The following is a 19,586-nucleotide window of genomic DNA, read 5'->3' as shown; positions in this document are numbered from 1 at the left end:
TCTGTCCTCTCCTCGCTCCGCACGTGGCGCATGGCCAAGTGATGCGCCTGTACCGGCGCTTTCGAACAACCATGTCATATCGGATCACCATTCGTGGGGCGGCGGCTGTAACCGGTTGCAAGGGAATCCTGACCGGCCGCGATCGTCTGGCCCGGGTCACGGCCACACCTCGACATCCCCCGGCGGCACCCGGGAGAAATGCGGCGGTAACGCGCCACTGCCATGATGGTCACGGTACGCAGGCGAGTGATCGCCGAGCGCCGGGGAGGAGTGCCAGGAGGATGACGAGATGCGCCAGCTGACGGCACTCGACGCGCAGTTCCTGTCCGTGGAGTCGGCGACGACCGCGGCCCACGTGGCCGGTGTGGCCGTCTTCGACCCGTCGTCCTCGCCCTCGGGGGACCTGACCCGCGAGGCCCTGCTCGCCCTGCTGCGCGAGCGGCTGCACCTCGCCGCGCCGTTGCGGATGCGGCTGGCCGACGTGCCCTTCGGCCTGGACCGGCCGTACTGGATCGACGACCCGGACGTGGACCTCGGCGCGCACGTGCGCGAGACCACCCTGCCCGCGCCGGGCGGCGAAGGGGAGCTCGCGGCGTACGTGGCGGACGTCCACGCGCGGCGGCTCGACCGGAGCCGCCCGCTGTGGGAGGCGCACCTCATCCACGGCCTGGCCGACGGGCGGGTCGCCCTCTACATGAAGGTGCACCACTGCGCGATCGACGGCGTGACGGGGTCGGAGATCCTGACGACGCTGCTCGACCCCTCACCGCAGCCGCGCCTCGTGGAGGCGCCCGCGCCCGCGTCCCCGAGCCCCGCGCCGCCGCAGCCGCCCGGGCTGCTCACGATGCTCGCCGGGGCGATCACCCGGACGATCGTGCAGCCGGTGGAGGCGCTCTGCTCGCTCGCCCGCGCCGCCGCCGACCTGGACGCGATCCCGGTGCTGTCGGCGCTGCCCGACGCGCGGCTGGTGGCCCAGGCGGCCCGCGCGCTCGCGGGAGACCCGCGCCGGCTGCCGGAGACGCCGCCGCTGGCCGCGCCGCGCACGCCGTTCAACGGCCCTATCTCGGCGGCGCGCGCGGTCGCGTTCGGGTCGGTGCCGCTCGCGGAGGTCAGAAGGGTGGCCAGGGCCTTCGGCATGGGCCCGAACGACGTGGTCATGACGCTGTGCGCCTCGGCGCTACGACGCTGGCTCCTCGCGCACGACGCGCTGCCCGACCGGCCGCTGGTCGCCGCCGTGCCGGTCGCGCTGCGCGCCACGGCGGCATCGCCCGGCACGGCGGACGGCACGGCGGACGGGCGGGTCGGCAACCGCATCTCGGCGATGATCACGCCGCTCGCGACCGACGTCGCCCGTCCCGGGGAGCGCCTGGCGGCCGTACGCGCCGCGCTGGGCGCCGCCAAGCGGCGTTTCGCCGTCTCCCACCGCAGCTGGCTGGACGACGTGTGCGCGATGGTGCCGAACGCGTTCGCCGCGCTGGCCACGCCGCTCGTGTTCCGGCTCGCGGGAGTGGCGGGGGCGGGCGTGAACCTCGTCGTGTCGAACGTGCCCGGCCCGCGCCGGCCTCTCTACCTGTGCGGCGCGCGGATGCTCTCCTATCACCCGCTGTCGGTGGTCACCGACGCCACCGGCGGGATCAGCATCACCTGCGCGTCGTACGACGACCGGCTGGACTTCGGCGTCGTCGTGTGCCCCACCCGGGTGCCGGACGTGTGGAGCGTGACCGGCCACCTGCGCGAGGCGATGGACGAGCTCGTCGCGCTGCTCGACGAGGCGCCGCAGCATGGGAACCCCGGGCGGGAGTCGCCCGAGGAGCGCCAGGAGCCGGAGGAGCGCGAGGAGCCGGAGGGGCGCCAGGAGAAGGTGCCGGCCTGAGGACGTCCGGCGAGCCGGCGCCGCCGAGCGGCGCGGCTCATTCGGTGCGGCTCATGAGTGCGGCTCATGAGTGCGGTTCACCGGTCGCCGGACGGTGGCGGATCGGCGGCAGATCAGTGGCGGATCAGTGCAGCGCGTTGGCGATCAGCTCCGCCACCGCGTCGGGGTCGATGTGGTGGCCGGTGAGCAGGCAGATGCTCTCCTGGTAGAGCAGGACCGCGGCGAAGGTGGCGGCGGCGGCCTCCACCCGGGCGGCGTCGCCGCGCCCGCCCGGCAGGGCGAGCTCCAGGGCGAACCTGGCCCTGCGGATGATCTCGCTGTTGAGACGGCCCAGCCGCTCCCGTACGGACAGGTGGGTGTCGGCCTCCCGGAACAGGATGCGCCGCATCGCGGGGGACGCCCGCAGCGGCAGCCCGCGGGCGAGACGCGACAGCGTGCCCGCCGCGTCGCCGGGCAGGGCCTCGACCTCCTCCTCCGTGACGACCGTGCGCTCGTCCACCAGCGAGACCAGCACGTCGATCTTGCGCGGGAAGTAGTGGAAGACCAGTCCCTTGGGCACCCCGGCGAGCTCGGCGATCCGCGCGGTCGGCGTCGCCTCGTAGCCGCCGCCCGCGAACAGTTCCTCGGCGGCGTCGAGGATGCGGGTGCGGGCGTCGCCGTCCTGCGGGCGTGCCCTTCTCCGGGAACGGGACCAGGCCTTGGCGGTCTGGAGGGGGTGGTCCACGGACCGAACCCTAACCAGAGCGGGTGCTCCAGCACCATGACGCGAGGGACAGGGCAGTCATACGCCCGGCCGCGGGCGGGTGGCTCGCGGCCGGGCGTACGGGGGCGCCGGCGGGGTGCGGCCGGCGTCCCATGTCAGTGCGTCACCTCGGCGGCTCGACTCAGCGGCTCACCTCGGTGACCCGCGTCAGTGGCTCGCGTCAGTGACCGGTGGCCTGCTCGGCGCCGATGCCGGTGAGCGACCGGACCTCGATCTCGGCGTACTTCGACGCGCTGTACTCCTTGCTCAGGACCGTGCCGAGGTATCCGCACAGGAAGCCGATCGGGATCGAGAAGATGCCGGGGTTCGACAGCGCGATCAGGTGGAAGTCCACGTCGGGGAACATCGCCGTCTTCGCGCCGGAGACGACCGGCGAGAAGATCACCATCACCACGGCGCTGATCAGGCCGCCGTAGATGGCCGCAACCGCACCCGCGGTGTTGAACCTCTTCCAGAACAGGCTGTAGAGGATCGCGGGCAGGTTGCCCGACGCGGCGACCGCGAAGGCCAGCGAGACGAGGAAGGCCACGTTGAGCGACTGGGCGAAGATGCTCAGCGCGATCGCGACCGCGCCGATCACGAAGGCGGCGATCCGGGCGACCACGACCTCCTGCCGGTCGGTCACCTGGCCGCGCTTGAACACGTGGGCGTACAGGTCGTGGGCGAAGCTGGAGGACGAGGCGAGCGTGAGCCCGGCGACGACCGCGAGGATCGTGGCGAACGCGACCGCCGCGATGACCGCGAGCAGCACCGTGCCGCCGACGTCGCCGAAGACCTGCGTCCCGATCTCCTGCGCGAGCAGCGGCGCCGCCGTGTTGCCCGACTTGTCGATCTTGCCGTGGACCAGGGCCGCCGCGCCGAAGCCGAGGACCAGCGTCAGCAGGTAGAAGACGCCGATGATGCCGATGCCCCACAGGACCGACTTGCGGGCGTCCCTGGCGGTCGGCACCGTGTAGAAGCGGATGAGGACGTGCGGCAGACCGGCGGTGCCGAGAACCAGGGCCAGGCCGAGGCTGATCAGGTCGATCTTGCCCCAGATGCCCTGTGCCTCGGTGCCGTACTTGAGGCCGGGCTTGAGGAACGCCTCACCCTTGCCGCTCGCACCGGCGGCGTCGCCGAGCAGGCCGGACAGGTTGAAGCCGAACTTGCCCAGCACGAGCAGGGTGATGAGCGCGGCACCGACCATCAGCATGACGGCCTTGACGATCTGCACCCAGGTGGTGCCCTTCATGCCGCCGAAGACGACGTAGACGATCATCAGCAGGCCGACCGCGATGATCGTCCAGACCTTGCCGGTCTGCGAGGTGACGCCCAGCAGCAGCCCGACCAGGGAGCCCGCGCCGACCATCTGCGCGAGCAGGTAGAAGATGCTGACGACGATCGTGGACACGCCGGCCGCCGTGCGGACAGGGCGCGGCGACATCCGGAACGCCAGCACGTCGGCCATCGTGTACTTGCCGGAGTTGCGCATGAGCTCGGCGACGAGCAGCAGCGCGACCAGCCAGGCGACGAGGAAGCCGATCGAGTAGAGGAAGCCGTCGTAGCCCGACAGCGCGATGATGCCGGCGATGCCGAGGAACGACGCGGCCGACATGTAGTCGCCGCCGATCGCCAGGCCGTTCTGCAGGCCGCTGAACGAGCGGCCGCCCGCGTAGAAGTCGGACGCGCTCTTGGTGTTGCGGCTCGCCCAGAACGTGATGCCGAGCGTGCCGGCGACGAAGACCACGAAGAGGATCGTGGACAGGGTCTCGTGACTCACTTGGCGCCCTCTCCGACCTCGTCACGGCTCTCGGCCCCGGCGCGCAGCTCGTCGGCGATCGGGTCGAGCTTGGCCGCCGCGTGCCGCGAGTACGCCCAGGCGATCAGGAACGTCGAGACGAACTGCAGCACGCCGAAGACGAGGGCGACGTTGATGTTGCCGAACAGCTTGGTGCCCATGAAGTCCCGGGCGAAGCCGGACAGAAGCACATAGAGCAGGTACCACACCAGGAAGGCGATGGTCATGGGGAAGGCCCAGGACCGGTAGCGGCGACGCAGCTCCTGGAACTGCTCACCCGCCTGTATACGTTCATAGACCGATGGATCGTGCTGGACGGTCACAAGATCTCCTTGGGCAAGTGATCTGAATCACCACAACGTAGGAGCGTGGTGCGCCCGCCGACGAGCCCCGGGGGCCGCCGCGTCGCCCAGCCGTACCGCCCGATCGTTCACATGGCGCGACGATGCGACGAATGGTCGGTTGCGCGCGCCGAACGGCCGGCCGGCGCGGGGAAACCGGTCACATGTGACGAGGACGCCAGTCGCCGCGGTCGACGTTCAGCGTCTCCGGCGTGTGCAGGCGGACCATCGTGCGCGCCACGCCGCGCGGCACCCGTGAGGGCGTCAGCAGCGACACCGTGACCATGACCGTGAACGACACGGGCACCGTCCAGGCGGCCGGCTCGGCCAGCAGCGAGCCCGCCCAGCCGGTGTGCGGGCCGCCGCTGATCGTCACCACCACGGCGGCGCAGGCGAGCCCTCCCCCGGCCAGCAGTCCGGCGAACGCCCCCGTCGTGGTCAGCCTGCGCCACCAGATGCCGAGCACGAGCAGCGGGCAGAACGACGAGGCGGCCACGGCGAACGCGAGCCCCACCACGGTCGCCACCGGAAGCGATCTGGCCGCGCCCGCCAGCGCGAACGGCACGACCACCGCGAGCACGGTCGCGTAGCGGAACGAGCGCACCCCGCCGCGCAGGATGTCCTGCGCGATCACCCCGGCGACCGACACCGTCAGCCCCGACGAGGTGGACAGGAACGCCGCGAACGCGCCCGCCGTCACCAGCGCCGTGAGGAACTCGCCCACCGGGCCGCCGACCAGCCGCCCGGGCAGGGTGAGGACCACGGTGTCGCCCGCCGGCATGCCGTAGACGTGGCCGAGGTATCCGTACACGGCGGGCATCACGTAGAAGGCGCCGAGCAGGGTGAGCACGACGAGCGTGGTGCGGCGCGCGGCCCTGCCGTCGGGGTTGGTGTAGAAGCGGACGAGCACGTGCGGCAGTCCCATGGTCCCGAGGAACGTCGCCAGGATCATCGAGTACGTCTCGTACACCGGGTGGTCGCGGCCGTGCAGCGGCAGCGCCCACTCGTCTCCGGCGGCGAGCCCCGGCGCGCCGCCGGACCACCAGGCCATCAGCATGAACACCAGCGGCAGGGCCAGCGCGGTGAGCTTCAGCCAGTACTGGAACGCCTGCACGAAGGTGATCGACCGCATGCCGCCCGACAGCACGTTCGCCGCCACCACCGCCGCCACCAGCAGGCTGCCCGCCCACGGCGGCGCCCCCGTGATCGTACGGAAGACCAGCCCGGCGCTCTGGAACTGCGGCATGAGGTAGAGCCAGCCGATCAGCACGACGAGGACGCTCGACAGCCGCCGCACGGCCATCGACTCCAGCCGCGCCTCGGCGAAGTCGGGCAGCGTGTAGGCCCCCGAACGGCGGAGCGGCGCCGACACCAGCACCAGCAGCACGAGGTAGCCGCCGGTCCAGCCGACCGGCAGCCACAGCATGTCGGCGCCGAACGTGAGGATGAGCCCCGCGACGCCGAGGAACGAGGCCGCCGACAGGTACTCCCCGCCGATCGCCGAGGCGTTCCACAGCGGCGACACGGTGCGGGACGCGACGTAGAAGTCCGAGGTGGTGCGGGACATGCGGATGCCGAACGCGCCGATGAGGACGGTCGCCAGCAGCACCACGCCGACGGCGGCGATCTGGCCCACCTACGCTCCGTTCTCTCTCACCGGCGCACCGTGCTCACCGGCACGGTCCTCACCCGGCGCACGGTTCCTACCCGGCGCACGGTCCTCACCGGCGCTCCACGAGGTCGGCGAAGTCGCGTTCGTTGCGCTCGGCCTGCCGGACGTACAGCCAGGCCCCGACGACGAGCGCGGGATAGATCAGCCCGGCGAGGACCACCCACGGCAGCGGCAGCCCGAACAGGTCGGCCGCGCGCAGTTCCGGGGCCAGCAGGAACAGCAGCGGCAGCCCGCCCACCACGCACGCCAGCACCGTGCATACGAAGAGGGCCAGCCGGAACTGCGTGCGCACCAGCGAGCGCATGTAGACCTCACCCAGGTGGGTCTGCTCGTCGATCTCCCGGGTGAGCGGATGGCGGCGCCGGCGGGCCGCCGCCGTGCGCGGGCTGGTCACCGTCACCCGGCGCGGTCTGCCCGTCACCGGGCCTGGCCCTTGCGCGCCCGGCGGACGAGCAGGTCGCGTAACTCCCGGGTGTGCCGCCGGCTCACCGGGATCTCGGTGTCCCCCACGCGCACCACGCACTTGCCCGAGTCGATGTGCAGTTCGTCGATGTGCCTGACCGCGACGAGATGGCTGCGGTGTACCCGCAGGAACCCGGCCGACGCCCAGCGCTCCTCAAGCGTCGCCAGCGGGATGCGGACCAGATGGCTGCCGGTCGCGGTGTGCAGCCGCGCGTAGTCGCCCTGCGCCTCGACGTACCGCACCTCGGTGCTGGCCACGAACCGGGTCACTCCGCCCAGTTCGACCGGGATGGTGTCGGCCTGCGGCCCCTCCCCCGGTTCGCCGCGGCTGCCGCAGACCCGGCGGATCGCCTCCGCGAGCCGCTCCGGCCGTACGGGTTTGAGCAGGTAGTCCTCGGCCTTGAGCTCGAAGGCGTCCACGGCGTGGTCGTCGTACGCCGTGACGAACACGATCTTCGGCGGGCGGGTGAACTGGGTCAGCAGCCGGCCCAGCACCACTCCGTCCAGCCCGCGCATCCGGATGTCGAGGAACACCGCGTCGACTGGCCTGCCGTCCGCGATGGCGCGGTCGAGCAGCTTGAGCGCCGCGGCGCCGTCGCGGGCGGTCAGCACCTCGCCGATGCGGGGGTCCGCTCTGAGCAGGTAGGCGACGTCCTCCAGCGCGGGCTGCTCGTCGTCCACCGCCAGGACCCGCAGGCCGCTCACGATCACCCCTTTCACCGGCCGATGCTCTAGAGGGTGATGACCAGGACGACCGGAAGTCAACGTTTGCGCGTGTCACGAGACGGTGTCAGAGCACCGACACCCCGGGGTGGTATTTGGGGATCCGCACGGTGACCTTGGTGCCCGCTCCGGGGCCGGTCTCGACCACCAGCCCGTACTCGTCGCCGTAGACCTGGCGCAGCCGCTCGTCCACGTTGGCCACCCCGATGCCGCCCGCCCCCGAGCGGTCCTCCCCGGCCAGCGCGCGCCGCAGCCGTTCGGGGTCCATGCCGACACCGTCGTCCTCGACCGTGATGCCGCACTCGGCGCCGTCGTCCTCGGCGATGATCGTGATCCGCCCGGCGCCGGGCTTCGCCTCCAGGCCGTGCCGTACGGCGTTCTCCACCAGCGGTTGCAGGCACAGGAACGGCACCGCCACCGGCAGGACCTCAGGAGCGATGCGCAACGTCACCAGAAGCTGGTCGCCGAACCGGGCCCGCTCCAGGGTGAGGTAGCGGTCGATGGACCGCAGCTCCTCGGCCAGCGTCGTGAAGTCGCCGTGCCGCCGGAAGGAGTATCGGGTGAAGTCGGCGAACTCCAGCAGCAGCTCCCTGGCCTGCTCGGGGTCGCTGCGGACGAACGACGCGATCGTGGTCAGCGAGTTGTAGATGAAGTGCGGGGATATCTGCGCCCGCAGCGCCCGCACCTCGGCCTCCATCAGCATCGTCCGGGACCGGTCGAGCTCGGCCAGCTCAAGCTGGGAGTCGACCCACCGCGCGACCTCCTGCGCCGCCCGCACCAGCCCGGCCGAGGCGTGGTCGCCGTACGCCGCGAGCGAGCCGACCACCCGGTCGTCGGTGGTGAGCGGGACGACCACGGCGTGCCTGACGGGACACTCGGGCAGCGCGCAGGCGAGCGCCCGCACCTGGGTGCGACCGTCCTTCAGCGTCTCCGCCGCGTGCTCGAACGCGTCGGCGGCATGGTGGTCGCCCGCGCCGTCGTACACGAGCAGTTCCTCGCCGTTGGTGATTGCGATGGCCGGGGAGCCGAGCAGCTCACGAAGATGCCGCGACGCCTTGAGCGCGCCGGCCTGGGTGAGCCCGGCCCGCAGCGGCGGCGCGGCCAGCGACGCGGTGTGCAGCGTCTCGAAGGTCGCCCGCTCCGCGGGGCTGCTGCCGAGGTCGCGGCGCCCGCGCAGAACCCGCCAGAGCACGACGGCCGGCACACTGACGAGTACGGCGACGACGAGCGCCGTGACGACCGGTTCCACGCCGCCGCAGCCTACCCCCCGCCGCCCGCACGGCTTGAGCGTCGGCCCCGGCGCTACAGGTCCTGCGGATCCAGCTGTGCGGTATCAGCGGGAGCCGGGCGGGGACCAGCATATCTGAACTACTTCAGATACGCTGGTCACATGAGTACGAGAACGGTTTCCTACAGCGCCTTCCTTCGCGGTCCTTCGCAGGTGCTTCCCTCACTCGACAGCGCCGACGTCATCCTTGAGCGACGCGACGACGAAGACCTCGTACTGATGCGCGCGGAGCGTTTCGAGGCGGGTGCGGCCAGCCTGCGCATCGCTGCCCGCGCTCTGGCGATCGTCGCGCGCCGGAACAACAGCCTCGCCGAAGATGTCCTGGCCGAGGAACTCCCCTGGCTCACCTGGCTTCCGGACACTGAGCGTCCTGCCTGTGTGAGCGAGCTGCTCAACCACCTCATCGCCGGGGCGGACACGGGAGAGCTGCTCCCGTTCGCGCGTGCGTTGACGGCCTGGCGATCGACTGCCGTGGTGTGGAGCGATCCGGAACTGGCCCGGGAATTGCAGGGTCCCTTCCCTGGTGACGGTCCCGAGGTCCCTCGTCCATCCGAGAGTTCGTGATGCCGGGGCGCGGTGACGACGTCCCGCGGCCGATTCCCTGGACAGTACGGTTCGCTGATCGTCGCGCGGCTGAAGGCTGGACACATCTCCTTCGCCACGCCGCTGAGAATCTCGACCGAGCGTGGGTGGCCATCACTGCCAATCCGCGTCGTGTGGACAGCCGTCAGCACCGGCTCAAGGGCTCCCTCGGTACCGTGAAAATGGTCGGCGTGGTGCTGGAGCAGTGGCAGTACGAAGCAACCTCGGGTGGACGTATCTGGTACGCGATCGATGACGGCGAGCGCACGATCTGGATCACCCGGGCTGGGGCGGGACACCCCAGGCAGACCGATGCGTGATGCGGACCGGCCGGGAGCTCACAGCCGCCGCACGTCCAGGGCGAAGTCGACGGTACGACGACGGCCGGCAGGATGAGGCGGGCGAGGGCGCGCACGGACACCGTCCGGTCCGGCATCTCACTCAGTCGCCGGCGTCCAGCGCGGCGCGGATGCGGGCGGCGTAGTCCGCGATCTCGGCGTCGCCGTCGTACTTCACGCGGGGCCAGAAGAAGCCGCGCAGACCGTCCTTGCGGTTGCGCGGCACGACGTGGACGTGCAGGTGGGGGACGCTCTGGCTGATCCGGTTGTTCATCGCGACGAACGTGCCGGCCGCGCCGGTGCCCGCCTCGACCGCCCGCGTGACGGCCTGGACCCGGGCGAAGAACGGCCCGACCTCCTCCGGCGGAAGGTCCGGGAGGGTCTCGACGTGGCCGCGCGGGACGACGAGCACGTGCCCCTTGAACACCGGGCGGGTGTCGAGGAAGGCGGCGGCGACCTCGTCGTCCAGCACCACCCGCGCGGGCCGCTCCCCCGCCACGATCTCACAGAACACGCAGCCGTCCACGAGACCCATTCTGGATCACGCACGGGGTCGTGGACGTGCCACGCGGAGGCCGGGCACCGCCGCCGCCTTCCCGCGGCCGGCGTACGGCGGATGCCCGGCCGGGGATCACTCCTGGGCGTTCTTCGCGGCCTGCTGAGCGTCCTTCTGGACCCGTTCGATCTGGTCCTGCGTGACGTTCAGCGCGCCGAACTGCTTGACCGCCTGATAGTAGGTCCAGGCGAGGCCGTCACAGGTGCTCTTGCTGACGCCGGAGTATCCCGCGCAGACCTGCCGCATGTCGAAGTAGAACCCGTCGTCCACATGCGACTTGTTGCCGGAGAACTGGTTCACGGCCTTGTAGTTGCGGTAACCGAAGTCGTGCCGGCGGCAGGGCATCCTGAAGTCGAACCCGAGCGGCTGGTCGGGACTGCTGGAGCACAGGTCCGTCGACCAGTCGAAGGCGTAGGCGGCCCAGGCCGCCTGGTCCTGCCAGGCCGAGCGCCAGCTGGCGGCGCTGGAGGCGGTGGGCTGGGTGAAGGTCGACAGTGCCGCGAGCTTCTGTTCGAGGGTCACGGCGTGTGCGGGGAGAGGCGACGCGAGTAACGCGGCGAAGGACAGGGCGGCGGCGGTGAGGGCGCGTTTGACCATGGGCTCTGCCTTTGGGTGGGGGGTGCTCTCACGGCAGGAATCTGCCACCGCCCAAGAATGAGCCCATATATCCGGAAATTCTCGCGCCAGACCAAATCGAGATCACGGCGGACGTTCGTGCACAATGGCTGTTTACATCGATGACTCGCTCTTGTAAGTGAAGCCTGATCAGCCGGCGGTTCTCCCGGGCCGTCATGGCGGCGACGACACGCGATCCTCGGCGCGGACCGTACGCCGGTGACGGGTCATGGGGCGGCGGGCGGCCGGTCCAGTCCGGTCAGCCTGGCCAGGGTGGCGAAGCCGTCGTCGGTGCCGGGCCAGTGGCGGCGTACGGCGGGCAGACCGGCGCGACGCACGACCGAGCGCAGGACCGCGGTGACCACGATGGCGTCGTCGGCGTATCCGAGGACGGGGATGAAGTCGGGCACCAGGTCGATGGGGAAGGCCAGGTAGGCCAGCAGCAGGCCGAGCCGCACGCGCACACCGCGGGGCAGATCGGGGTCGGCGGCCAGACGGCGCACCAGACGCAGCACGTCGGGCAGCAGCCGCAGCGCCTCACGCAACAGTCCCCCGCGCGGCCGGACGACCGCCAGCATGCCGATCAGAGCGATCCAGGTGACCAGCAGCGCGACTACGACGCCGATGAGCAGATCCCATGCCCACGATCCGGTCACGCCCACTCCCCCAGGTCACGGCCGGGCGGCCCGGCGGCCATCAGCGGTGGCAGGACGCGGCAGGCGGCGCGGCCCATGCCGCCACGGCCGTAACCATACGCGGCATGGGCATGCGCCGTCAGCCGGTGCGGGACTCGCTCAGGCCCTCTTCGGGGGCCGGCTCCTTCGGGGGGTCCCGGGGGTCGACGTACGGCTCCGCGGGGGACTCGCCGTCGGCGATCCTGCGCCCGCGCTGGAGCTCGGCGTCGAGCTGGGCCCCGGTCAGGATGACGATGTTCGACAGCCACAGCCAGATGAGGAAGACGACCACCGCCGCGAGCGTGCCGTACGTCTTGTTGTAGGAGCCGAACCGCGCGACGTACAGCCCGAAGCCCGCGGAGACCACGACCCAGGCCACGACGGCCAGCAGGCTGCCCGGGCTGAGCCAGCGCACGCCGGGCTGGCGCACGTTGGGCGCGGCGTAGTAGAGCAGCGTGATCATGCCGGCCGCGAGCAGCACCAGGACCGGCCACTTCACGATGCTCCAGACCGTGACCGCGGCGGGACCGAGGCCGAGCATCCCCCCGGCGATCTCGGCGAGGCGGCCGGTGAAGGTCACGGCGAGCACGGAGGCCGCCATCAGGATCACCAGCAGGAGCGTCAGGCCGACCCGGAGCGGGGTGACCTTCCAGAACGGACGGCCCTCCCGGATGTCGAAGATGGCGTTGGTCGCCCGGATGAAGGCGCCCATGTAGCCGCTGGCGGCCCACAGCGCGAGCAGCAGACCGGTGATCGCGAACACCCCGGCGGTGCCCTGGTGCTGCTGAACGTTGGCGAGGCCGGTCTGCAGCAGTTCCTGGACCGGCCCCGGCGTCAGCGACTTGACGTTGTCGAGCAGCGGACCGATGGCGTCCTGGCCCAGCAGGCCGAGGATCGACACCAGCACGATCAGACCGGGAAAGATCGACAGGACGGCGTAGTAGGTCAGCGACGCCGCCCAGTCCTGGACGTTGTCCTCCTTGAACTCCTTGGCCGTGCGCTTGGCGACTCCGATCCAGTCGCGGCGCGACAGCCTTTCCAGCGGCCCCTGCTCGTCCTCGGGGTCGGTCATCGGTGGGCGAACCTCCGGGTGAACGTGTTGTGCTTCGCGGCCGCGAACACCCGGCCTCCGCGCATCGCACGGGTCCCGCCGAACATGCCCTTGCCGAACGCGCTCTTTCCCGCCATGCCCTTGCCCGGCATGCTCTTCCCGAACATGCTCGCGCCGCCGAACTTGCCCTTCCCGCCGAACATGCCCTTGCCGAACGCGCTCCGGCCGGACATGGCCTTTCCGCCGAAGACACCCCCGCGGCCGAACATGCCCTTCCCGCCGAACATGCCCTTGCCGAACATGCTCCTGCCGGGCATCCCCATGCGGGACATCGCCGGGCGGCCGCGCATGCCGGTCCTGCCGTACAGGCGGATCCGCGCGGGCAGGCCGGCCTTCGCGGAGAGGCTCCGCCTGCCCGTCACGCCCCGCTTGCCCAGCAGACCCGGCCCGCTCAGGAAGATCGGCACGCCGAGCCCGGCGGTCTTCGCCGTACGGCCCCTGCCCCCGGTCATCCGGCGCAGCAGCAGCACCGCACCCCCGGCGGCGGCGACCGCGCCGGCGGCGGCCACGAGGCCTGGACCGGTTCTGACCTGCTCACCGGCCCGGCCGGCCGCCTCACGCATGTGCGCCGGGGCGGCCTCACGCACCCGCCCGGCCACTCCGGTGGCCCTGGCCCGCGCCGCCGTCATGGTCGCGTGCATGCGCTCCTGCGCCCGGCCCTTGATGTCCGCCTTCGCGGCCAGGGCCTCGATCGTGTCCCCGAGATCGTCGCGGGTGCGCTCGATGTCCCGGCGCACCTCCGAGATCTCGTCGTGGCCCTTGTCGTGCTCGCCGCCTTTCCTCCCGGTCTCGGTCTCGGTGCCCCCCGTCGTGTCCCGTGCCGCGGCGACGGGCTCCGGGCCGGGCCTGGCCTGCCGTACGGCGTTGAGCGACTCGGTGTCGGTGACCGGCTCTGACACGTCCTGTCTGTGCACTCCCACGGTCCCGGCGTTGGGCCGGGCCGCACCGGGGTCGGTCTCGGTCATCTGCGCGCACTCTCCTTCATGACGTCGATGTCTGCCTTGAGGCTGCGCATCGCCTCGTCGGGAGTGGGCGGCGCCGCCCGGGACATCTGCTCCTTGCCCACCAGGGCGAGCAGCCCGGCGATCGCCAGCAGCGCGGCGCCCACGATCAACGCGGCGGCCCAGGCCGGCAGGATCAACGCGAGCGCCAGGATCGCCGTGGCCACGAGGGCACCCCCGCCGAGCAACGCGACGACGCCGGCGGCGCCGAGCAGGCCGGCGCCCATGCCGGCGCGCTTGCCCTTGCGAGTCATCTCCAGCCGCGCCAGTCGCAGTTCGTCGCGGATCAGCCGGGAGACGTCCTCGGACAGCCGGCGGACGAGATCGCCCGTGGACGGCGACTCCTTCTGGATGGTCATGGCCTGCCTCCCTTCCAGGTTGGGAAGCGCCTACCCGCAGCCAAGAGCCCTAACCACCACCGTCCCCGGGGTGAACGGAGAGACCGGAACAGATGAAAGTTTCAGTTCGGTACGCACACGTTTTTTGTCACAGGCGGGCAAAAGGCCAGCAAGGGGCCTCGGCTCACGGCACCGTACGGCCACGGGGTGAGGCTCCGGCAACGCGTGATTGACATACCGGGGGCCCAATCCACAATCCTGATGTGGGAGCGCTCCCATCGTATCGGTTCAGATCCACCCCTGCCCGCATCGGCTGTCGAATCCGCTACCTGGCACTTCTTCAGCCGATGCTTCCCACCCCTATTCTTTTTGGAGACCCCCCGCAAATGCGAACGAGAGCTCTTAGCACGGGAGCGCTCCCACGATCGCGGAGACGGATCGCCCTGCTGGCGGCCGCCACCGTGTCCGGTGGCCTCCTCGTCGGGCTGACGCAGACGCCTGCGTCCGCCGCCGTGGCCTGTGATGTCCAATACGCACTCAACTCCTGGGGTTCGGGCTCCGGCGGTTTCACCGCCAGCCTGGACATCAAGAACCTTGGCGACCCGATCAGCAGCTGGACGCTGAAGTTCAACTTCCCGAACGGGCAGAAGCTGTCGAACGGCTGGTCGGCCAACTGGAGCCAGAGCGGCGCCACCGTCACGGCCACGAACATGTCGTGGAACGGCAACCTCGGATCCGGCGCGACGACCAACGTCGGGTTCCAGGGAACGTGGACCGGCAGCAACAACAAGCCCGCCTCGTTCTCCGTCAACGGGGTGACCTGCGGGGCCGTCGTGAGCCCGTCCCAGTCTCCGTCCCAGTCGCCCTCGCAGTCGCCGTCCCAGTCCCCGTCGCAGTCGCCTTCGCAGTCGCCCTCGCAGTCGCCGTCGCAGAGCCCTTCCGCGTCGCCGTCGACGAGCCCCAGCACGGACAACCAGTACGTCAAGAACTTCCTGACGATGTACAACAAGATCCACGACCCGGCCAACGGGTACTTCTCGCCGCAGGGCGTGCCGTACCACTCGGTCGAGACGCTGCTCGTGGAGGCGCCGGACCAGGGCCACGAGACGACGTCCGAGGCCTACAGCTACTACCTGTGGCTGGAGGCGATGTACGGCAAGGTCACCGGCGACTGGTCGAAGTTCAACACCGCGTGGCAGTCGATGGAGAAGTACATCATCCCGGCGCGCGCCGACCAGCCGACGAACGACAAGTACGACCCCAGCAAGCCGGCGACGTACGCGGGTGAGTGGAACGACATCTCGGGGTACCCGTCCAAGCTCGACAGCGGCGTCAGCGTCGGCACCGACCCGATCGCGAACGAGCTGAAGAGCGCGTACGGCACCTCCGACATCTACGGCATGCACTGGCTGCTGGACGTCGACAACACCTACGGCTTCGGCCGCTGCGGCGACGGCACCACCAAGCCGGCGTACATCAACACCTACCAGCGCGGCCCCGAGGAGTCGGTCTTCGAGACCATCCCGCAGCCGTCCTGCGACACCTTCAAGTTCGGCGGCCCCAACGGGTTCCTCGACCTGTTCACCGGTGACGCGTCGTACGCGAAGCAGTGGAAGTACACCAACGCGCCGGACGCCGACGCCCGCGCCGTCCAGGCCGCCTACTGGGCGCTGACCTGGGCGACCGAGCAGGGCAAGCAGTCGCAGATCTCCACCTCCGTGGCCAACGCCGCGAAGATGGGCGACTACCTGCGCTACTCGATGTACGACAAGTACTTCAAGCAGCCCAACTGCACCAGCACCTCCTGCCCGGCGGGCACCGGCAAGAACGCGTCGAACTACCTGCTGTCCTGGTACTACGCCTGGGGCGGCGCGACCGACACGTCGGCCGGCTGGGCGTGGCGCATCGGCTCCAGCCACAACCACTCGGGTTACCAGAACCCGTTGGCGGCCTGGGCGCTGTCGAACGTCAGCGCGCTGAAGCCCAAGGGCTCGACCGCGGTCACCGACTGGTCGACCAGCCTCACCCGCCAGCTGCAGTTCTACAAGTGGCTGCAGTCGGCCGAGGGCGGCATCGCCGGCGGCGCGACCAACAGCTGGGAGGGCCACTACGCCGCCCCGCCGTCGAGCCTGCCGAAGTTCTTCGGCATGGCCTACGACTGGCAGCCGGTCTACCACGACCCGCCGTCCAACCAGTGGTTCGGCTTCCAGGCCTGGACGATGGAGCGCGTGGCGGAGCTCTACTACGCCAGCGGCAACGCCGACGCCAAGACCATCCTCGACAAGTGGGTCGCCTGGGCGCTGGCGGGCACCACGGTGAACTCCGACGGCACCTTCCAGATCCCCTCGACGCTGGTGTGGACCGGTCAGCCGGACGCCAGCTTCAGCGGCACCGGGATGCCGCCGGCCAACACCGGCCTGCACGTGACCATCCGGGACTACACCGACGACATCGGCGTGGCCGGTTCGTACGCCAAGGCCCTGATGTTCTACGCGGCCAAGTCGGGCAACGCGCAGGCCAAGGCCACGGCCAAGGCTCTCCTGGACGGCATCTGGAAGAACAACCAGGACGCCAAGGGCGTGTCGGTCAACGAGACCAAGACCGACTACAACCGCCTCGACGACCCGATCTACGTCCCGTCCGGCTGGAGCGGCAAGATGCCGAACGGTGACCCGATCAACAGCAACTCGACCTTCATCTCCATCCGGTCCTGGTACAAGAACGACCCGGACTGGCCGAAGGTCCAGTCGTACCTGAACGGCGGCTCCGCGCCGGTCTTCCGCTACCACCGCTTCTGGGCGCAGACCGACGTGGCCACCGCGCTCGGACAGTACGGCCTGCTCTTCCCGAATGGCTGAGCACGCCGTGTAGGCCGGGGTGCGGTGTCGCCTGACCCTTCACCGCACCCCCAGTAAGCCGGGGCGCGGCGGCGCCTGACCCGCCGCCGCGCCCCCGACCCCCCCACCTATGCGAGGCACACCTTCATGCGGCGTACGTTCCCGGCTCTGGCGGCGCTGATCATCTCCTCGGCGGTCGTCCCGGCCGCCGTCCCCTCCACCGCCGCGGCGGCCCCGGCGTACAACTACGCGGAGGCCCTGCAGAAGTCGCTCTTCTTCTACGAGGCCCAGCAGTCCGGCAAGCTGCCGTCCACGAACCGCGTCTCCTGGCGCGGCGACTCGGCCCTGAACGACGGCAAGGACGTCGGCCTCGACCTGACCGGCGGCTGGTTCGACGCGGGCGACCACGTCAAGTTCGGCCTGCCGATGGCGGCGAGCACGACGATGCTGGCGTGGGGCGCGGTCGAGTACCGCGACGCCTACACCTCGTCCGGGCAGATCTCCTACCTGCTCAACAACCTGCGCTTCGTCAACGACTACTTCGTCAAGGCCCACCCCTCCCCGAACGTCCTGTACGGGCAGGTCGGCAACGGCGGCGACGACCACAAGTGGTGGGGACCGGCCGAGGTGCTGCCGATGGCCCGGCCCGCCTACAAGATCGACTCCTCCTGTGGCGGCTCCGACCTGGCCGGCGAGACCGCCGCCGCGATGGCCGCCTCCTCGATGGTCTTCCGGCCCACCGACGCGACGTACGCCGACAAGCTGCTGACGCACGCCAAGCAGCTGTACACCTTCGCCGACACAGTGCGGGGCAAGTACAGCGACTGCATCACCGACGCGGCCGGCTACTACAAGTCCTGGAGCGGGTACAACGACGAGCTGGTCTGGGGCGCCATCTGGCTCTACCGCGCCACCGGCGACTCCTCCTACCTCGCGAAGGCCGAGTCGTACTACGCCAACCTCGGCACCGAGCCGCAGTCGACGACCAAGTCGTACAAGTGGACGATCGCCTGGGACGACAAGTCGTACGGCTGCTACGCGCTGCTCGCGAAGCTGACCGGCAAGCAGCAGTACGCCGACGACGCCAACCGCTGGCTCGACTGGTGGACGGTCGGCGTCAACGGGCAGAAGGTCGCCTACTCCCCCGGCGGCCAGGCCGTGCTCGACCAGTGGGGGTCGCTGCGTTACGCGGCCAACACCGCCTTCGTCGCCCTCGTCTACAGCGACTGGCTGACCGACGCCACCCGCAAGGCGCGTTACCACGACTTCGCCGTCCGCCAGATCAACTACGCGCTCGGCGACAACCCACGCAAGTCATCGTTCGTGGTGGGCTTCGGCGCGAATCCGCCGCGCAACCCGCACCATCGGACCGCGCACGGCTCCTGGTCCGACAACCTCAGCGAGCCTGCGCAGAGCCGCCACATCCTGTACGGCGCGCTCGTCGGCGGCCCGACGTCGGCCAACGACGCCTACACCGACAGCCGCAGCGACTACACGATGAACGAGGTCGCCACCGACTACAACGCCGGTTTCACCAGCGCGCTGGTCCGGCTGGTCAAGGAGTACGGCGGCACTCCGCTGGCCGGCTTCCCCGGCACGGAGACCCCGGACGGACCGGAGATCTACCTCCAGGCGTCGGTCAACGCCACGGGCTCGACCTTCACCGAGATCAAGGCGCTCGTCGTCAACCACTCGGCCTGGCCGGCGCGGGCGCTGAGCGACGGGTCGTTCCGCTACTACTTCACCCTCGACGGCGACACCACGCCCGGCCAGATCACGCTGAGCTCGGCGTACACGCAGTGCAAGCCGCCGACCGGCCCGACGCAGTTCTCCGGGAAGATCTACTACGTCACGATCGACTGCTCGGGTCAGGTCGTCGCGCCGCAGGGGCAGTCGCAGTCGCGGCGCGAGGTCCAGTTCCGGATCGCCAGCTCGGGCTCGTGGGACCCGTCGAACGACTGGTCGTACAAGGGCGTCGCGACGACGCCGGGGTCCACGCCGGTGACCGTGGAGAACATCACGCTCTACTCGGGCTCCAACAAGATCTGGGGCAACGCGCCCGGCACGGAGCAGTCCCCGTCGCCGAGCCCGTCCGCCAGCCCGTCCGGCAGCCCCTCCCCCTCGCCGAGCCCGTCGGTCTCCCCGTCCCCGTCCCCGTCCCCGTCCCCGTCCCCGTCGCCGTCGCCCAGCCCGACGCCGACCTGCCCGCCGTCGAACACCGGTGACTGCGAGCCGCCGTTGTCGCCGTCGCCGTCGGTCAGCCCGACGCAGTACGGCAAGGCCTGCACCGCCACGTACAAGATCACGAGCTCGTGGCAGGGCGGCTTCCAGGCGGACGTCACCGTGCGCAGCTCCGGCACCACGGCCATCACCGGCTGGACGGTGGGCTGGACGCTGCCGAGCGGCCAGAGCATCTCCCAGCTGTGGAGCGGCACGCTCAGCCAGAGCGGGTCGAACGTCACGGTGAAGAACCTGTCCTGGAACGGAAACCTGGCCCCCGGCGCCACCACGAGCTTCGGCTTCACCGGTAGCGGCACCGGCTCCATCCCGTCCCCCGTCACCTGCACACCCGCGTAGCCCCCGTCCCGGGCTCGCCCCAGTCGCCCGCCTTCCCCAGTCGGACCCCTCTCTGGGG

At 70.6% G+C, this 19,586-nt stretch carries 18 protein-coding genes; 5 read left to right on the top strand and 13 right to left on the bottom strand.

What is annotated here, in order from left to right:
* Nucleotides 1-289 precede the first annotated feature (289 nt).
* Nucleotides 290-1,873, top strand: coding sequence for a wax ester/triacylglycerol synthase family O-acyltransferase (locus HHX40_RS09245; RefSeq protein WP_182880186.1), 1,584 nt, complete (start codon nucleotides 290-292; stop codon nucleotides 1,871-1,873).
* Between the two features lie 124 nt (nucleotides 1,874-1,997).
* On the opposite strand, the gene HHX40_RS09240 is transcribed toward HHX40_RS09245, so the two are convergent.
* The 7 genes from HHX40_RS09240 to HHX40_RS09210 form a co-directional block, all read right to left on the bottom strand.
* On the bottom strand, nucleotides 1,998-2,597 hold the full coding sequence (locus tag HHX40_RS09240; RefSeq protein ID WP_117409587.1) for a TetR/AcrR family transcriptional regulator: 600 nt from the start codon (nucleotides 2,595-2,597) through the stop codon (nucleotides 1,998-2,000).
* Nucleotides 2,598-2,796: 199 nt separating this feature from the next.
* Nucleotides 2,797-4,395, bottom strand: a complete 1,599-nt coding sequence (locus HHX40_RS09235; protein WP_182880185.1) for a cation acetate symporter — start codon at nucleotides 4,393-4,395, stop codon at nucleotides 2,797-2,799.
* A complete protein-coding gene (locus HHX40_RS09230) occupies nucleotides 4,392-4,736 on the bottom strand; it encodes a DUF485 domain-containing protein (RefSeq protein ID WP_138460110.1) in 345 nt (114 codons plus the stop codon). The genes HHX40_RS09235 and HHX40_RS09230 overlap by 4 nt, the downstream gene beginning before the upstream one ends.
* A 178-nt stretch (nucleotides 4,737-4,914) precedes the next feature.
* On the bottom strand, nucleotides 4,915-6,390 hold the full coding sequence (locus tag HHX40_RS09225; RefSeq protein ID WP_244301762.1) for a cation acetate symporter: 1,476 nt from the start codon (nucleotides 6,388-6,390) through the stop codon (nucleotides 4,915-4,917).
* Nucleotides 6,391-6,475: 85 nt separating this feature from the next.
* Nucleotides 6,476-6,847, bottom strand: coding sequence for a hypothetical protein (locus HHX40_RS09220; RefSeq protein WP_182876239.1), 372 nt, complete (start codon nucleotides 6,845-6,847; stop codon nucleotides 6,476-6,478).
* Nucleotides 6,844-7,593, bottom strand: a complete 750-nt coding sequence (locus HHX40_RS09215; protein ID WP_117409605.1) for a LytR/AlgR family response regulator transcription factor — start codon at nucleotides 7,591-7,593, stop codon at nucleotides 6,844-6,846. The genes HHX40_RS09220 and HHX40_RS09215 overlap by 4 nt, the downstream gene beginning before the upstream one ends.
* A gap of 85 nt (nucleotides 7,594-7,678) precedes the next feature.
* On the bottom strand, nucleotides 7,679-8,860 hold the full coding sequence (locus HHX40_RS09210) for a sensor histidine kinase (RefSeq protein WP_117409583.1): 1,182 nt from the start codon (nucleotides 8,858-8,860) through the stop codon (nucleotides 7,679-7,681).
* A gap of 141 nt (nucleotides 8,861-9,001) precedes the next feature.
* Between HHX40_RS09210 and HHX40_RS09205 the strand changes: the two genes are divergently transcribed.
* Both HHX40_RS09205 and HHX40_RS35630 read left to right on the top strand, forming a co-directional pair.
* Nucleotides 9,002-9,463: a hypothetical protein gene (locus tag HHX40_RS09205; RefSeq protein WP_182880184.1), complete on the top strand. Its 462-nt coding sequence runs from the start codon at nucleotides 9,002-9,004 to the stop codon at nucleotides 9,461-9,463.
* Nucleotides 9,464-9,588: 125 nt separating this feature from the next.
* A complete protein-coding gene (locus HHX40_RS35630; protein ID WP_208758863.1) occupies nucleotides 9,589-9,801 on the top strand; it encodes a hypothetical protein in 213 nt (70 codons plus the stop codon).
* A 121-nt stretch (nucleotides 9,802-9,922) separates the two neighbouring features.
* Here the strand turns inward: HHX40_RS35630 and HHX40_RS09195 are convergent, their stop codons facing one another.
* The 6 genes from HHX40_RS09195 to HHX40_RS09170 form a co-directional block, all read right to left on the bottom strand.
* A complete protein-coding gene (locus HHX40_RS09195) occupies nucleotides 9,923-10,345 on the bottom strand; it encodes an HIT family protein (RefSeq protein ID WP_396774917.1) in 423 nt (140 codons plus the stop codon).
* 105 nt (nucleotides 10,346-10,450) lie between these two features.
* Nucleotides 10,451-10,972, bottom strand: coding sequence for a phospholipase (locus HHX40_RS09190; protein WP_138460107.1), 522 nt, complete (start codon nucleotides 10,970-10,972; stop codon nucleotides 10,451-10,453).
* 245 nt (nucleotides 10,973-11,217) lie between these two features.
* A complete protein-coding gene (locus tag HHX40_RS09185; protein ID WP_182880182.1) occupies nucleotides 11,218-11,646 on the bottom strand; it encodes a YkvA family protein in 429 nt (142 codons plus the stop codon).
* A 118-nt stretch (nucleotides 11,647-11,764) separates the two neighbouring features.
* The gene (locus HHX40_RS09180; protein WP_182880181.1) at nucleotides 11,765-12,736 is read right to left on the bottom strand and encodes a YihY/virulence factor BrkB family protein; all 972 of its coding nucleotides are present in this window, start codon (nucleotides 12,734-12,736) and stop codon (nucleotides 11,765-11,767) included.
* A complete protein-coding gene (locus HHX40_RS35625; protein ID WP_220498880.1) occupies nucleotides 12,733-13,740 on the bottom strand; it encodes a DUF3618 domain-containing protein in 1,008 nt (335 codons plus the stop codon). Before HHX40_RS35625 ends, HHX40_RS09180 begins: the two co-directional genes overlap by 4 nt.
* On the bottom strand, nucleotides 13,737-14,135 hold the full coding sequence (locus HHX40_RS09170) for a phage holin family protein (protein WP_117409578.1): 399 nt from the start codon (nucleotides 14,133-14,135) through the stop codon (nucleotides 13,737-13,739). Before HHX40_RS09170 ends, HHX40_RS35625 begins: the two co-directional genes overlap by 4 nt.
* 440 nt (nucleotides 14,136-14,575) lie before the next feature.
* Between HHX40_RS09170 and HHX40_RS09165 the strand changes: the two genes are divergently transcribed.
* Together HHX40_RS09165 and HHX40_RS09160 are read left to right on the top strand one after the other, a co-directional pair.
* On the top strand, nucleotides 14,576-16,972 hold the full coding sequence (locus HHX40_RS09165) for a glycoside hydrolase family 48 protein (protein ID WP_310738005.1): 2,397 nt from the start codon (nucleotides 14,576-14,578) through the stop codon (nucleotides 16,970-16,972).
* A gap of 126 nt (nucleotides 16,973-17,098) precedes the next feature.
* On the top strand, nucleotides 17,099-19,528 hold the full coding sequence (locus HHX40_RS09160; RefSeq protein WP_182880179.1) for a glycoside hydrolase family 9 protein: 2,430 nt from the start codon (nucleotides 17,099-17,101) through the stop codon (nucleotides 19,526-19,528).
* Nucleotides 19,529-19,586 lie beyond the last annotated feature (58 nt).

This window comes from Microbispora sp. H10949 (genome assembly GCF_014161435.1).
GTDB lineage: Bacteria > Actinomycetota > Actinomycetes > Streptosporangiales > Streptosporangiaceae > Microbispora > Microbispora triticiradicis.
The sequence above is the reverse complement of the archived record's forward strand: the minus strand, read 5'-3'. Positions and strand labels throughout refer to the sequence as shown.